This is a genomic window from Pelagerythrobacter marinus (assembly GCF_034375205.1).
GTDB lineage: Bacteria > Pseudomonadota > Alphaproteobacteria > Sphingomonadales > Sphingomonadaceae > Pelagerythrobacter > Pelagerythrobacter marinus.
Window position 1 is genome coordinate 1,063,520 of sequence record NZ_CP139719.1, and the last position, 14,175, is coordinate 1,077,694.

9 protein-coding genes are annotated in these 14,175 nt (G+C 65.5%); 2 read left to right on the forward strand and 7 right to left on the reverse strand.

What is annotated here, in order from left to right:
• Positions 1–100: 100 nt before the first annotated feature.
• Positions 101–2,344 (reverse strand): M3 family metallopeptidase, encoded by a 2,244-nt coding sequence (locus T8T98_RS05080; protein WP_251105891.1) that lies wholly within the window; start codon positions 2,342–2,344, stop codon positions 101–103.
• A gap of 122 nt (positions 2,345–2,466) precedes the next feature.
• Positions 2,467–3,000 carry an RNA 2',3'-cyclic phosphodiesterase gene (thpR, locus tag T8T98_RS05085; RefSeq protein ID WP_251105890.1) on the reverse strand — a complete coding sequence of 178 codons (534 nt, stop codon included), beginning with the start codon at positions 2,998–3,000 and terminating at the stop codon, positions 2,467–2,469.
• A gap of 180 nt (positions 3,001–3,180) precedes the next feature.
• On the opposite strand from thpR, the gene uvrA reads away from it, so the two are divergent.
• Positions 3,181–6,120: an excinuclease ABC subunit UvrA gene (gene uvrA, locus T8T98_RS05090; protein WP_251105889.1), complete on the forward strand. Its 2,940-nt coding sequence runs from the start codon at positions 3,181–3,183 to the stop codon at positions 6,118–6,120.
• A 125-nt stretch (positions 6,121–6,245) separates the two neighbouring features.
• Here uvrA and T8T98_RS05095 read toward each other — a convergent pair whose 3' ends face one another.
• Positions 6,246–7,889 carry a hypothetical protein gene (locus tag T8T98_RS05095; RefSeq protein WP_251105888.1) on the reverse strand — a complete coding sequence of 548 codons (1,644 nt, stop codon included), beginning with the start codon at positions 7,887–7,889 and terminating at the stop codon, positions 6,246–6,248.
• The gene (locus T8T98_RS05100) at positions 7,852–8,481 is read right to left on the reverse strand and encodes a hypothetical protein (RefSeq protein ID WP_251105887.1); all 630 of its coding nucleotides are present in this window, start codon (positions 8,479–8,481) and stop codon (positions 7,852–7,854) included. Before T8T98_RS05100 ends, T8T98_RS05095 begins: the two co-directional genes overlap by 38 nt.
• A 453-nt stretch (positions 8,482–8,934) precedes the next feature.
• On the opposite strand from T8T98_RS05100, the gene T8T98_RS05105 reads away from it, so the two are divergent.
• Positions 8,935–9,930 carry a hypothetical protein gene (locus tag T8T98_RS05105; protein ID WP_251105886.1) on the forward strand — a complete coding sequence of 332 codons (996 nt, stop codon included), beginning with the start codon at positions 8,935–8,937 and terminating at the stop codon, positions 9,928–9,930.
• Positions 9,931–10,253: 323 nt separating this feature from the next.
• Here the strand turns inward: T8T98_RS05105 and T8T98_RS05110 are convergent, their stop codons facing one another.
• From T8T98_RS05110 to T8T98_RS05120, 3 genes are all read right to left on the reverse strand, one after another.
• Positions 10,254–10,808, reverse strand: a complete 555-nt coding sequence (locus tag T8T98_RS05110; protein ID WP_251105885.1) for a septal ring lytic transglycosylase RlpA family protein — start codon at positions 10,806–10,808, stop codon at positions 10,254–10,256.
• Positions 10,809–11,591: 783 nt separating this feature from the next.
• Positions 11,592–12,806 carry an argininosuccinate synthase gene (locus T8T98_RS05115; protein WP_251105884.1) on the reverse strand — a complete coding sequence of 405 codons (1,215 nt, stop codon included), beginning with the start codon at positions 12,804–12,806 and terminating at the stop codon, positions 11,592–11,594.
• A gap of 105 nt (positions 12,807–12,911) precedes the next feature.
• Positions 12,912–14,168, reverse strand: coding sequence for an SAM-dependent methyltransferase (locus T8T98_RS05120; RefSeq protein ID WP_251105883.1), 1,257 nt, complete (start codon positions 14,166–14,168; stop codon positions 12,912–12,914).
• Positions 14,169–14,175: the final 7 nt, after the last annotated feature.

Genomic DNA, 14,175 nt, shown 5'->3' on the forward strand with positions numbered 1-14,175 from the left:
CTTCATGGGCCGAGTCCCGACGGGGCGGAATGGACCCCGAAACGAGTTCAGGGTGACGGGGGGCGGCGCCGCGGGCCGCCCCTCAGGAGCGCTTACGCCCTCAGTCCTCGGTCGTTTCGGGCGGCAGCGGGCCGTCCGAAGTGGTCGGTTCGGCTTCCGCCTCGCCGCCCAGCAACCCGCGAGCCTCGAGCATCGGCGTCACGTCGGGCTGTCGCCCGGCGAAATTCTCGAACATCTCGAAATAGTCCATCGTCCCGCCGCGGCTGAGCACGGTCTTGCGATAGTGATCGCCGTTCGCGCGCGTCAGCCCGCCGTTGTCGAGGAACCACTGCCGGCTGTCGCGGTCGAGCATCTCGGTCCAGAGGTAGGAATAGTACCCCGCGCTGTAACCGGCCGGGCTGGAGAAGATGTGGTTGAAATAGGTCGAGCGATAGCGCGGCGGCACCAGGTCCACTTCCAGCCCCAGTTCCTCCAGCGCGCTGCGTTCGAAGGCATCGACTTCTTCCGGCGTGTCGATCGCCGCCGCTTCCTCGGCGCTCAGCGCGTGCCACTTCATGTCGAGCAGCGCGGCCTCGACCACTTCGCCGAAATCGTATCCCTGGTTGAACTTGGCCGCGGCCTCGATCTTCTCGACCAGCTCGGCCGGGATCGTCTCGCCCGTTTCGTAGTGCTTGGCATAGTTGCGCAGGACCTCGGGATAGGTCGCCCACAGCTCGTTCACCTGGCTCGGGTACTCGACGAAATCGCGCGCGGTCGCCGTGCCCGAGAGGCTGGCGTATTTCTGGTCGGCGAAGAAACCGTGCAGCGCGTGGCCGAACTCGTGGAACAGCGTGTTGACGTTGTCGAAGCTGACCAGCTGCGGTTCGCCGTCGGCGGCCTTGGGGATGTTGAGCACGTTGTAGATCACCGGCTTGGTGCCGTAGAGGTGGCTCTGGTCCACGAAGTTGCTCATCCACGCGCCGCCGCGCTTGCTCGGCCGCTGGAAGGGATCGAAATAGAAGATCCCCAGCTCGCTGCCATCGGCATCGAACACGGTATAGGTCGTCACGTCGGGGTGGTAGACTGGCAGGTCGGTGCGCTGTTCGAACGACAGGCCGTAGAGCTTGTTCGCGGCGTAGAACACGCCGTTTTCGAGCACGCTGGTCAGTTCGAAATAGGGCTTAACCGCGTTCTCGTCGATGTCGTACTTCGCCTTGCGGACTTTCTCGGCATAGCGATACCAGTCCCACGGGCGCACGTCGAAATCGCCGCCTTCGGCCCGGATCTGCTCGTTCAGCAGGGCCGCCTCGCGCCGCTGGGTCGCGGCGAGGGCGGGGACCATCTGCTCCATGAAATCGAGCGCGGTCTTCGGGTTCTTGGCCATGCGGTCGTACATGACGTAGCTCGCCCAGTCGGGCTGGCCGAACAGGGCCGCCTTCTGCGCGCGCAAGCCGGCGATTTCGGCCAGCAGGGTGCGCGTGTCGTTCTCGCCGCCGCGGTCCGCGCGGTGATAGCTGTTCATGAACAAGGCCTCGCGCGTGGCGCGGTCTTCCAGCTCGGGCAGGAGCGGCTGCTGCGTCGTGTTCTGCAGCGCGATCACGTACTTGCCATCCAGCCCGCGCTCGGTCGCCAGCTTGGCGGCAGCCTCGATATCGGCATCGGACAGGCCGGCGAGCTGGGCCCTGCTGTCCACCACCAGCGCGCCGTCCACCGTCGCCTGGCGCACTTTCTGCGAAAACTCGGTGGTCAGTTCGGACAGGCGCGAATTGATCGCCTTCACCTGTTCCTTCTGCGCCGGGTCGAGCAGGGCGCCGGCATGGACCATCTGGTCGTAGGTTTCTTCCAGCAGCTTGGCGTCTTCCGGCGTCATCGTCATCGCCGCGCGGTTGTCGTACACCGCCTTGACCCGCTGGAACAGCACCGGATCGAGCGTGATCGCGTCCGAATGCTGCGACAGCTTGGGGCCGATCTCGGCCTGGACCGCGTCGAGCGTGTCGTTGGTGTTCGCGCCGGTCAGCGCGTAGAACACCGTCGCCACCCGGCCGAGCATCCGGCCCGAGGTTTCGAGCGCGACGATCGTGTTCTCGAACGTCGGCGGCTCGGGGTTGTTCTTGATCGCCTCGATCTCGGCGCTGTGGATCGCCATCGCCTGTTCGAAGGCGGGCTTGTAATCGCTATCGTCGATCTGCGTGAAATCGGGCGCGTGGAACGGCAGGCTGCTCGGGCGCGCGAAATAGCCGGTCGCCTCGGGAATCGCGCTCTCGGCAGCGGCAGTATCGGCGGAATTCACGGCGCCCTCCTCAATCGTGGAGCACCCGGCGAGTGCGAATGCGATGGCGGTGGTGGCCAGGATATGGGCCTTCATGGTCTCTCCAATCGTGTGTCGGGCCGGGCGCGGGGCACCGGGCAGGACAGGTTTGCTGCTGCGCGTTGAACCGGAGATCGGGGGCGAATGCAAGGACTTGCCGACGAACGGCAGGCGCCGCGTCAGCCGAGGGGGAAATCCTCCAGCCGTGCGTAGTCCGATCCGCCCGCCGTCAGCCGGCTTTCATAGAGCGCGAAGCATTCGACGGGCCAGGGTCCGGTGGCCAGCAGGGCATTGTCGGCCAGCCAGCCGCCGATCGGCCCGCTGGAGGCATTGAGCCGGGCAAGCGTGACGTGGGGCACGAACTTGCGCGTTTCCGGCGCCAGGCCGGCCGCGCGGCAGGCGCGTTCGACCCGCCGCTGGAGAATGGCGAGCGGCTCGCTCGGGGCGACGGCCGCCCAGACCGCGTGCGGCCGCCCCTTGCGCGCGAAATGCCCGACCCCGCGGATCGCGAGTTCGAAGGCCGGCGCCCGCACCGCGGACAGCGCGGCGACGAGATCCTCGGCCACCGGCGGATCGATCTCGCCGGCGAAACGCAGGGTGAGATGCAACTGCTCCTCCCCCTGCCAGCGCGCGCCCTCGATCCCGTCCATCGCGTCCAGCAACCGGTCGCACACCGTTTCGGGCAGGGGCAGGGCAACGAACAGGCGATGCATGCGCCCCGCCTAACAGAACCCGCGCCGCGCGTGGACCCCGTTGGGGCGGCACGCGTTGCATCACCGGCGACAGGCCCCACATCCAGCGCCGCCCCGCCGCGATCGCGGCTCCCGGGGGCGGGCGGTCCGCGCCCGTTGCCCCACTTGACCCGGGCGAACAATTCAGGAACACGGCTTCGCATGGCACTTACCCAGATTTCCGTCCGCGGCGCGCGCGAGCATAACCTCAAGGGCATCGATATCGATCTGCCGCGCGACAGCCTGATCGTGATCACCGGCCTTTCCGGCTCGGGCAAGTCGAGCCTCGCCTTCGACACGATCTACGCCGAGGGGCAGCGGCGCTACGTCGAATCGCTCAGCGCCTATGCGCGCCAGTTCCTCGAGATGATGCAGAAGCCCGATGTCGAGCATATCGACGGGCTCTCACCCGCGATCTCGATCGAGCAGAAGACCACCAGCCGCAACCCACGCTCGACCGTCGCCACCGTTACCGAGATCTACGACTACATGCGCCTGCTGTGGGCGCGCGTGGGCGTGCCCTATTCGCCCGCCACCGGGCTGCCGATCGAGGCGCAGACCGTCTCCAACATGGTGGACCGGGTCATGGGCCTGCCCGAAGGCACGCGGCTCTACCTGCTCGCGCCGGTGGTGCGCGGGCGCAAGGGCGAATATCGCAAGGAACTGGCCGAATGGCAGAAGGCGGGCTTCACCCGCGTGCGGATCGACGGCGAACTCTACGCGATCGAGGAAGCGCCCGCGCTCGACAAGAAGTTCAAGCACGACATCGAGGTGGTGGTCGACCGGCTGGCGGTGAAGGAGGGGCTGGAAACCCGCCTCGCCGAGAGCTTCGAAACCGCGCTCAAGCTCGCCGATGGCCTCGCCTATGTCGATCTCGCCGATGGCGCGGTGCCCGGGCGCGAGGGCGAGGGGAACACCGCCGGCGGCGCGATGAAGGGCGCCGGCATCCCCGCCAACCGCATCGTCTTCTCCGAGAAATTCTCCTGCCCGGTCAGCGGTTTCACGCTCGAGGAGGTCGAACCGCGGCTGTTCTCCTTCAACGCGCCGCAGGGCGCCTGCCCGACTTGCGACGGCATCGGCGAGAAGCAGCTGTTCGACCCGCGGCTGGTCGTCCCCAACGAGGCGCTCAGCCTCAAGAAGGGCGCGGTGGTGCCCTGGGCCAAGTCCAACCCGCCATCGCCCTATTACATGCAGGTGCTCGCCTCCCTCGCGAAGGAATACGGGTTCGACCTCACCACCCCGTGGGAGGAGTTCGACCAGGAAATCCGCGACATCATCCTCCACGGCACAAAAGGCCGCGCGATCCCGCTCACCTTCAAGGACGGGCGCAAGCAGTACACGGTCAACAAGCCGTTCGAAGGCGTGATCGGCAATCTCAACCGCCGCATGCTCCAGACCGAGAGCGCGTGGATGCGCGAGGAGCTGGCCAAGTTCCAGACCGCGCAGCCGTGCGAGACCTGCGGCGGCAAGCGGCTCAACCCCAAGGCGCTCAGCGTCAAGATCCCCGGCCCCTCCGGCCCGACCGACATCGCCACCCCCACGCAGATGAGCGTCGCCGATGCCAAGGCGTGGTTCCTCGGGCTCGACGAGCACCTGACGGAACAGCAGGCGCAGATCGCGAAGGCCATCCTCAAGGAAATCAACGAGCGGCTGGGCTTCCTCGACAATGTCGGGCTCGACTACCTCAACCTCGACCGCACTTCGGGCACGCTCTCGGGCGGCGAGAGCCAGCGCATCCGCCTCGCCAGCCAGATCGGCAGCGGGCTCTCGGGCGTGCTCTACGTGCTCGACGAACCCAGCATCGGCCTCCACCAGCGCGACAACGACCGGCTGCTCGAAACGCTGAAGCGCCTGCGCGATCTCGGCAACACCGTGATCGTGGTCGAGCACGATGAAGACGCGATCCGCGCCGCCGATTACGTGGTCGATCTCGGCCCCGGCGCGGGGGTCCACGGGGGCGAGGTGGTCGCCGAAGGCACGCTGAAGCAGGTGCTCAGAAACAAGAAATCGCTCACCGCCGCCTATCTCACCGGCCGCCGCGAAATCGCGGTCCCGGCCACGCGGCGCAAGGGCAATGGCCACCAGCTCACCGTCCACGGCGCGCGCGCGAACAACCTGCGCGACGTCACCGCCTCGATCCCGCTGGGCACTTTCACCTGCGTCACCGGCGTCTCGGGCTCGGGCAAGTCGAGCTTCACCATCGACACGCTCTACGCCTCAGCCGCGCGCGAATTGAACGGCGCGCGCATCGTCGCGGGCGCGCACGACAAGGTCACCGGGCTCGAATATTGCGACAAGGTGATCGAGATCGACCAGTCGCCCATCGGCCGCACCCCGCGCTCCAACCCGGCCACCTACACCGGCGCCTTCACCCAGATCCGCGACTGGTTCGCGGGCCTCCCCGAAAGCCAGGCGCGCGGCTACAAGCCCGGGCGCTTCAGCTTCAACGTCAAGGGCGGCCGCTGCGAGGCGTGCCAGGGCGACGGCCTCATCAAGATCGAGATGCACTTCCTGCCCGACGTCTACGTCACCTGCGAACAATGCGACGGCAAGCGCTACAACCGCGAAACGCTGGAGGTGAAGTTCAAGGGCCACTCGATCGCCGACGTGCTCGACATGACGATCGAGGATGCGGAGGAATTCTTCAAGGCGGTCCCGCCGATCCGCGACAAGATGCACATGCTGAACGAGGTCGGCCTCGGCTACGTCAAGGTCGGCCAGCAGGCGACCACGCTGTCGGGCGGCGAGGCGCAGCGCGTCAAGCTCGCCAAGGAACTCGCCAAGCGCAGCACCGGGCAGACGCTCTACATCTTGGACGAGCCCACCACGGGCCTCCATTTCGAGGACGTCCGCAAGCTCCTCGAAGTGCTCCACCGGCTGGTCGACCAGGGGAACTCGGTCGTGGTGATCGAGCACAACCTCGACGTGATCAAGACCGCGGACCATGTGCTTGATTTGGGGCCGGGCGGTGGCGTGCGCGGGGGTGAGGTTGTGGCCGAAGGGACGCCGGAGGAGGTTGCAGCGGTCGAAGGTAGCTTTACGGGGCAGTATCTGCGTCCGATGCTGGATCGCGCAACCCGGAACGAGCCTGCCCCGGTGTAGGCTGGGGTCGGAGTAGATTGCCAAGGCGCTGGAGAGAGGTATTCAAAGCGACACCTCAAGCCGATGCTGGAGCAGCGGAGGGACGCGACGAAGTAATGCGAGAGCAGCGCAATACGTTACCTGATTTACGATCGTGGAGGAAAGTGATGCCTGCCGTACCATGTGTCAGCTAGTTGCTCATCTAGGTGCATTATCACCCATGGTTGCGCGCGATAAGGCACAATAGTTAGGTAAGCCGCTAGTAGAGCTGGAAAAGGCTCAAATGCTTTTGCCAAGCTCCAATCGCTTAATCGCACGGCCTCTTCTATTTGTTCTAACCAAGTGCTGTCAAATATCTGTTGCCCGGAATTCTCGCCTTCTTTGGAATGCTGAGGCGAGAAAAAATCGTTGTCGGGCACCCGAACAGACTCATGAAGGAGGTTGGAGTATACTCTCCATAAATTCTTACATGTTTGCTTCCAGTTGCGTTTTGCTACCATTAAAAAAAGTGCTTTCGCGAAGTAAGATCGATTCAGCGCTATGTCGCGACTAATATCGCTTTTGTCTCCCACGATTCCTCCGGAAGTAAGGTAGAGGACTTCATCAAACCGATAGTATGGGGGGGAATTCGCAGCCAACGCGCTGTCTCGCCGACGCGCCGCCGAAATTACCGCTCTTAGCACCGAGATGAGAGCCAGATCGGGTTTACACGTGGCATCCAGTTTTCGATATGCCCAGTATCGCACAATCATTGATGGTATGACGGCCTGACCCCAAAGGGTATTCGGGTCGAAGCTGTATTCTAGCAATTCTCTCAAGTAGGTTCGCTTCTCAGGGCTCAACTCCACGCCGAAGAGGACCAGGAACGCGCCTGCGTCAGCGATGAGGCGCCTTCTTTCGATCATAATGTCCACTTCGGCCAGCGGGTTCCGCTGTGCCCACGTTAGCTTTGGATCGTAGCCAAGTTCAATCGCTTCAGATATTAAGCTGTTTGCATGCTCCGCCGCGACTTCTAGATACTCGGCAATCAAAACTGTGCCATCATCCCTGTCCGCAAGGGGGATACATCTAACTGCTGCGAGAACACTGATTAAAAACATAGAGTAGTGATCTTCGCTTTCGCGCCACGGCCTTTTTAGGATCTCCGAGAATAAGAGGCTAGCGGTAATGATCGCTCGCTTACGCGAGGCAGTCATCTTGTACGGGTCCTTCATGGCCTCCTCTATTGAGGCTGATATAAGCTGGATGTCCGGTAGATCTCGCCCTTCATGGGTGTAGACCTTCAAGACACGGCTCATAGCTTCGGGAGAAGAGGGCCATACTTTCTCAATTTGAGGCGTAAAGCGATTTAAAAGGTTACCGCGAGACCAGTATTCGACCTTGCTTGCGGCAACTCCAGGTTCCCCGCAGTGCTTGGCTACATTCTCGAAAAGCACCATCGCCGCTTCGTCAATTTCGCCGTTCGTGCAAAAGACGAAAACATGCCTCTCGTTCTTGGTAGCCTGGTATGCGTCCGGTACGAAGCTAATCATACCCTCACGAAATTGCCCGAGCAGTGACTGGGCTTCCGACTTTGAAACACGCGTGCCCGGGTTCCCTTTTAACTGAATGGCATACAGGGTTCCATCTGGAGCGCGAGCGATTACATCCTTGCCAAACTCAAGAGCCGTGTGGCGCGTGTTGTGAAGAACGTCCCAACCTTCAGAAATCAGGAGCTGGACGAAGGCCGGCTGGTATTGCCTCTCAGACTGATTATCCAGCCAAGATTCGACGAGCTTGTTCGCGATCATATTCAGCCTTCTTTTCGCATACTATCATAGACAAGCGCCGTTTGTACTCTGCTTTTTCGTGAGCCGATTGATTTCTATGCCTCTCAGCCATCCGCTCTATCTGCTGACGTGTCAGCAAAATTGAGGGCGCTTGCCACTTCCCATCAGCATCGAAGGAGTGGGACATTGTAGACAAGGCCTCAAGGAGGAGTTCTTCGGACAACGGTTTGCCTTCTCCACTTATCACATTGCCGGATTTATCTGCACCATCGCTGATGGCATCGATGATCTGCTTGGCAGTGCTTTGCGCAAGCTGTTGTGCCATTTCCCACAGTTTCTCGAGTACATCTTGATATGAAAACTCATCGATGGGGACGGTACGTATTTCTACAGAGCCTTCATGCTTTTCAATTTTCGTCTTATCTGTCTCGCCGCTTTCTCTCACAATCTCGCTTGCGGAGCCTTCAAAAATGCAGTGTCTCGCGATATCGGCAACGATTGGCTCGATCTCACCGACCATCTTTCGCATGATGTCGATGTTCGATTTCTCTCTTGTTGAGACAATTTTTTGGAAAGCCGGCAGCATGCTGAGAGCATAGCCGCTTTCCGCCATTACAAGACAGGCTGGTCTCCCTTTTCCACATCTTAGTGACCTGCTAAATTCTGACCTACACGCCTCTCACTTATACTAGATCCGTTCGCTGCCCCACAAGCAGACGAACCAATGCACAATCTTCCTTTAGACCCTCAAGCACCGGGCGCGGGCCGGCTCGCTGCGCTTTGTCGCACGGGCTCAGATGCGCCGTCGCCCCCTGCCTCAAGTGCGCCTCGGATACTTTTGACAGACTGGCGGTTCGGAGGCGCAGTGTCGGTACGCCCTCCGACCTTCACCCACCATCCACCCCACCCCCACAAACCATTTTCCTACAGCCCCCTGCATCGCATAAGTGGTTCGGTTCGTTCATCCATGCGGAGTCCGAACCATGATCCTCTCTTCCCTCGTTTGCGCTGAAACCCCGGGCCGGGGGCGCCTGTGCCGGTCGGGGTGGCTCTCGGGAGCCGGCGCATGAACGCGCCTGCGACCATTCCGACGCCCAACCTGCCCGCGCTGATCGATGCGCTGCCTTCCGATTCCACGCGCGCGCCGCAGACCGAGTTCACCCGAGAGCGCCAGGTCGCCTTTCTCTCCGCGCTCGCGGCCAGCGGCTCGGCGCGGCGGGCGGCGAAGGCGGCCGGGGTCAGCCACCAGACCGCCTATCGCATGCGCCGCGCCAGCGCCGAGTTCCGCCGCGCCTGGAACGCGGCGCTGCTCGCCGCGCGCGCCGCGGCCGAAGACGTGCTCGCCTGCCGCGCGCTCGAAGGGGTGGAGGAACAGGTGTTCTACCACGGCGAAGTCGTCGCCACCCGCCGGCGATACGATTCGCGGCTGCTGCTGGCGCACCTCGCGCGGCTCGACAAGCTGACCGAGGATGCCGCCACCTGCGCCTTCGCCGACGATTTCGAGGCCGCGCTCGACCGCTTCGCGCGCGGGGAGCCGCAGCCGGAACCGCACCCGGAGCCGCACCCGGAACCCCGGGCCGAACCCGCCGGCACCGCGCCCGCCGGAACGCCGCGCGAAGGGGGCGGAATTTCATCTCCAGGACAGTGTAACAGGCGGTCCATGTCTCGACCCGGAACCCCGGGCGAGGGGGAGGGGCACGCGGCCGATCAGGCGGGCGACGGCGCGCCTGGCGGGGACGGGGCGGCCCGGCCGCCGGGCGCGCCGCCGCCGGGGCGCAGCCTGCCGCCCGGATACGACGCGTGGGAGCCGGACATGGACGATCCCGACCACTGGCGCGGCGGGGTCTACATCCCGCCGCTCTCCCGCCTGCTCAACGCGATGGAGGCCGAACGCCCGCCCGGCGCGCCGCTGCCGCACCAGCTCGCCCGCCGCGGGTTCGACACCGACGCGGTCGAGGCCGAGCAGGTCGCCGCCTTCGAGGCGGGGGTGGAGCGCTGGTGGCTGGTCGTCCCGCCGGAGGAGGGGGAGGACCCGGAGGCCTGGCACTTCGCGGAGGACTAGCGCCGGGCGGCGGGCGAGGGCGCGGGGAAGGCGCGGCGGGAGCCGTCGCAGCATTGGCACGGCTGGCCGATTGGGGCGGACCCGGCGCGGCGGAGCATCATTGGGGCGGGAGAGGCGGCGCGCGGCCTTCGACTCCCTCTCCCCCCTCTCCCGAGGTTCCGCGCGCCCCCTCGGTCCCTCTCAGGACCGGGCGCGCCCGCCGAAACCACCGAGGGCGGGCGCGCCCCTCCCGGGCCCCGCGCGCGGAAGGCGGCGGGCAATGCGCCTGTGTGATCGGCCTGGGCGATCGGCCCATGATCGCGCGATGCGCGGGGCGGGGGGGCTCAGTCGAGCAGGAGCATCTCGACCCGGCCATGCCCGCGGCGGACAAGGCCCAGCTCGCCCGCGGCGGCGCGCGAGAGGTCGATCGTGCGGCCCTTGTGGAACGGCCCGCGGTCGTTGATCCGCACGACGACCGACTTGCCGTTGCGCGGGTTGGTCACCTTGACCCGGCTGCCGAAGGGCAGGGTGCGGTGCGCGGCGGTCATCAGGCCCGGATCGAAGATCTCCCCGCTCGCGGTCGGGCGGCCGGCAAAGCGGCGGCCGTAATAGGATGCCACCCCGGCGCCAAGCGGCTTGCCCGCCGGCTCGACCTCCACCGGCGGATCGATCGCGGCGATGTCCACCGCGCCGACGCTGGGCGCGGCCAGGGTGCGCGGCGCGGGCAGGTGGGCGAAGCTCGCCTCGAACTCGCCCCCGGTCGCGGCGCTGGCGGCGGTGACGGCAGGGCCGGTGTCGGCCAGCGCGGGGCCGCCCGCGGGCGCGGTCAGCATCAGCGCGGCGGCCAGCCCGGCGAGCTTGCGCGCGGGGATGCGGCGGTATGGTCTGGTCCCGTCCATGACGGTTCCCCCTATACCCGCTGAGCACGCCGGCCGGGACCACCTGGCCGTCCGCCTGCCCCGAAAGGGGTTCGGCTCGTCGCGCCCAGGGGAACGGTCAACCGCGATCCCGCCCCGGCGAATCGGGTGTCGCGGCGGGGCATGAGGGGGAGGGAGGAGCGAATGCCGGAAGGGGGCGGGCGTGAAAATGGGGCCGGCATCGCTGCCGACCCCACTCTCACCGATGCGTGGTCTTCCGTCGTGGCGGACCAGTCGGGAAGCGCTTGGCGCCCGGTGTTTTCGCAAGCTGTCCGGCGAACCGGACCGCCGCGTCTGTCACCGGCGCTCGCACCGGCATCCGGTTCCGTCGAGGGCGGGTCGGGCCCGGGGGCCTTCGCGCGCCTTCCGGCGGTTCCGCAGCCGGTCGATCGCGAATGGCCGGTTGTCTTAAGCGGCCTTGCGCGGCTTGCACCGTGCAGGGCGTCGACACCCGGCCGGATCGTCCGGCCCGTGACGGCAATGCTTTCGCGTTCCTCTCAAGCGGTGCCCTTGCATCCGGCCGAAGCCTTCTGCAGGTGTCCCTCGAAGACCGCGCGGACAGATGCCGCCACGTCGAACGAGTGCAAGAAACTTCAGTGTTTTCAGGCTGTTAGGCCGTCAAACGCGAGGCTTTCTGCGCCCTTTCGATGGTTCGAGACTGCGCCGCGAAAGCGAGTCGCGCAAGCGCGCAAGCCCCGGTTTATCCACTATGCCCGGATTTCACTGTGGACAGGGGTGGATAAGTCCACCGCCTGTCGCAAGATGCTAGCGGTCGCGCTTCGCCAGGAGCTTCAGCCGCAGCGCGTTGAGCTTGATGAAGCCCTGCGCATCGGCCTGGTCGTAGGCGCCGGCGTCGTCCTCGAACGTGACGTGCGCTTCGGAATAGAGCGAATGGGGCGACTTGCGCCCGACCACGGCGGCCTGGCCCTTGTAGAGCTTCAGCCGCACGGTGCCGCTGACCTTCTCCTGGCTGAGGTCGATCGCGGCCTGGAGCATCTCGCGTTCGGGGCTGAACCAGAAGCCGTTGTAGATCAGCTCCGCGTACTTGGGCATCAACTCGTCCTTGAGATGCGCCGCGCCGCCGTCGAGCGTGATCTGTTCGATGCCGCGATGGGCGCGGGCGTAGATCTCGCCGCCCGGCGTCTCGTACATCCCGCGGCTCTTCATGCCGACGAAGCGGTTCTCGACCAGGTCCAGCCGGCCGATGCCGTGCCGGCGTCCGAGGTCGTTCAGCGCCGCGAGCAGTGTCGCCGGGCTCATTGCCTCGCCGTTGAGCGCGATGCCGTCGCCCTTCTCGAAGTCGATCGTGACATATTCGGGGGTATCGGGCGCGTCCTCCGGGTGGTCGGTGCGCGAATAGACGTAGTCGGGCGTCTCTTCCCACGGGTCTTCGAGCACTTTGCCTTCGGACGAGGTGTGGAGGAGGTTGGCGTCGGTCGAGAACGGGCTTTCGCCGCGCTTGTCGGTCGGCACCTGGATCTGGTGCTTCTCCGCCCAGGCGATCAGGGCGGTGCGGCTGTTGAGATCCCACTCGCGCCACGGCGCGATCACCTTGATCTCGGGATCGAGCGCATAGGCAGACAGTTCGAAGCGCACCTGGTCGTTGCCCTTGCCGGTCGCCCCGTGCGCGATCGCATCGGCCCCGGTCTCGCGGGCGATCTCCACCAGGCGCTTCGAGATCAGCGGCCGGGCGATGCTGGTGCCGAGCAGGTAATCGCCCTCGTAGCGGGCATTGGCGCGCATCATCGGGAAGACGAAGTCGCGCACGAATTCCTCGCGCAGGTCCTCGATGAAGATGTGCTTGTCGGGAATGCCCATCGCCCGCGCCTTGGCACGCGCGGGCTCGATCTCCTCGCCCTGGCCGAGGTCGGCGGTGAAGGTCACGACCTCGAGGCCGCGTTCCACTTCCAGCCACTTGGCGATCACGCTGGTATCGAGGCCGCCCGAATAGGCGAGGACGACACGTTTCACATCGGACATTACGCTAGCACTCCGTCAATCGGCGGGGCCGGTATCAGGGCGCGCGCAAGGGGGCAACGGGGAAGGTGTTGTCGCGCATCAACCGCGGCTTGGCCGGGCGGGGCGTCAGGCGTTTTCGCCGAGGAGGCGCAGCTCCGCCTCGCGCATGTAGTCGCGCGCGAGCGGCAGGGCGCGGCGGTCGCGGACGAACTGGATCTGGTAATTGCACATGCCCCCGCTTTCGAAGGCCGACGTGGCCCCGGCGAGGTAGAAGGTCCACATGCGATAGAAGCGCGCGTCGAACAGGCGCTCGATCTCCTCGCGGTGCGCCTCGCAATTGGCGTACCAGGCGCGCAGCGTGCGCGCGTAGTGCAGCCGCAGCGTCTCCACGTCGGAGGCGATGAGGCGCACCTTCTCGCTCGCGGCGACCGTTTCGCTCAGCGCGGGGATGTAGCCGCCGGGGAAGATGTACTTGCGGGTGAAGGCATCGGTGCTGCCCGGGCCGCCCATGCGCCCGATCGTGTGGAGCAGCATGACCCCGTCGTCTGCCAGCATCCGGGCGCTGGCGCGGAAGAAGGTTTCGAACTGCGGGCGGCCGACGTGTTCGAACATGCCGACCGACACGATCCTGTCGAACCGGTCGCCGCGCTCGGCAAGGTCGCGGTAATCGACCAGCGCAAACTCGACCCGGTCGGCTACCCCGGCGGCCTCCGCCCGCTCGCGCGCGAGGGCGATCTGTTCCCGGCTGAGCGTGATCCCCTTCACGCGCACGTCGAAATGCCGCGCGAGGTAGATCGCCATGCCGCCCCAGCCGCACCCGATGTCGAGCACGGTCTGCCCGTCGCCGATCGCCAGCTTGGCCGCGATATGCGCCAGCTTGGCTTCCTGCGCCTCGGCCAGCGTCATGTCTTCGCGCGGCCAGTAGGCGCAGCTGTACTGCATGTGCTCGGCATCGAGCATCAGCGCGTAGAGCGCGTTCCCGATGTCGTAGTGGTGCGCGACGTTGCGGCGCGAGGAGCGGGCCTGGTTGAACGATTCGACCGCGAAGCCGATCGCGTTGGCCAGCCGCCGCCCCGGGCTGCCGGCGCGCAAGTCGGCATTGGCTTCCCACGGGGCGTTCGTGCGGATCAGCTGGACCAGCTGCATCACGTCGCCCTGTTCGATCACCAGGCGCCCGTCCATGAACGCCTCCGCCGCGCCCAGCCGGGGATCGAGCACGATGTCGCGCGCCACGCGCCTATCGGCGAAGCGCACGGTCACTTCGGGAAAGCCGGGGGCAGGCTCGCCGAAGCGCGCGCAGCGTCCATCGGCATGGTGCACCGTGAGCCGGCCGGACTTCACCGCCCGGCCGATCGCCTTGTCGAAGAGCGATGCGGCATTCATCGAGGCC

Coding starts and splice junctions, on each gene's coding strand:
- T8T98_RS05120 (WP_251105883.1), bottom strand. CDS start 14,168: ATGAATGCCGCATCGCTCTTCGACAAGGCGATCGGCCGGGCGGTGAAG.
- uvrA (WP_251105889.1), top strand. CDS start 3,181: ATGGCACTTACCCAGATTTCCGTCCGCGGCGCGCGCGAGCATAACCTC.
- T8T98_RS05080 (WP_251105891.1), bottom strand. CDS start 2,344: ATGAAGGCCCATATCCTGGCCACCACCGCCATCGCATTCGCACTCGCC.
- T8T98_RS05095 (WP_251105888.1), bottom strand. CDS start 7,889: ATGATCGCGAACAAGCTCGTCGAATCTTGGCTGGATAATCAGTCTGAG.
- T8T98_RS05105 (WP_251105886.1), top strand. CDS start 8,935: ATGAACGCGCCTGCGACCATTCCGACGCCCAACCTGCCCGCGCTGATC.
- thpR (WP_251105890.1), bottom strand. CDS start 3,000: ATGCATCGCCTGTTCGTTGCCCTGCCCCTGCCCGAAACGGTGTGCGAC.
- T8T98_RS05100 (WP_251105887.1), bottom strand. CDS start 8,481: ATGGCGGAAAGCGGCTATGCTCTCAGCATGCTGCCGGCTTTCCAAAAA.
- T8T98_RS05110 (WP_251105885.1), bottom strand. CDS start 10,808: ATGGACGGGACCAGACCATACCGCCGCATCCCCGCGCGCAAGCTCGCC.
- T8T98_RS05115 (WP_251105884.1), bottom strand. CDS start 12,806: ATGTCCGATGTGAAACGTGTCGTCCTCGCCTATTCGGGCGGCCTCGAT.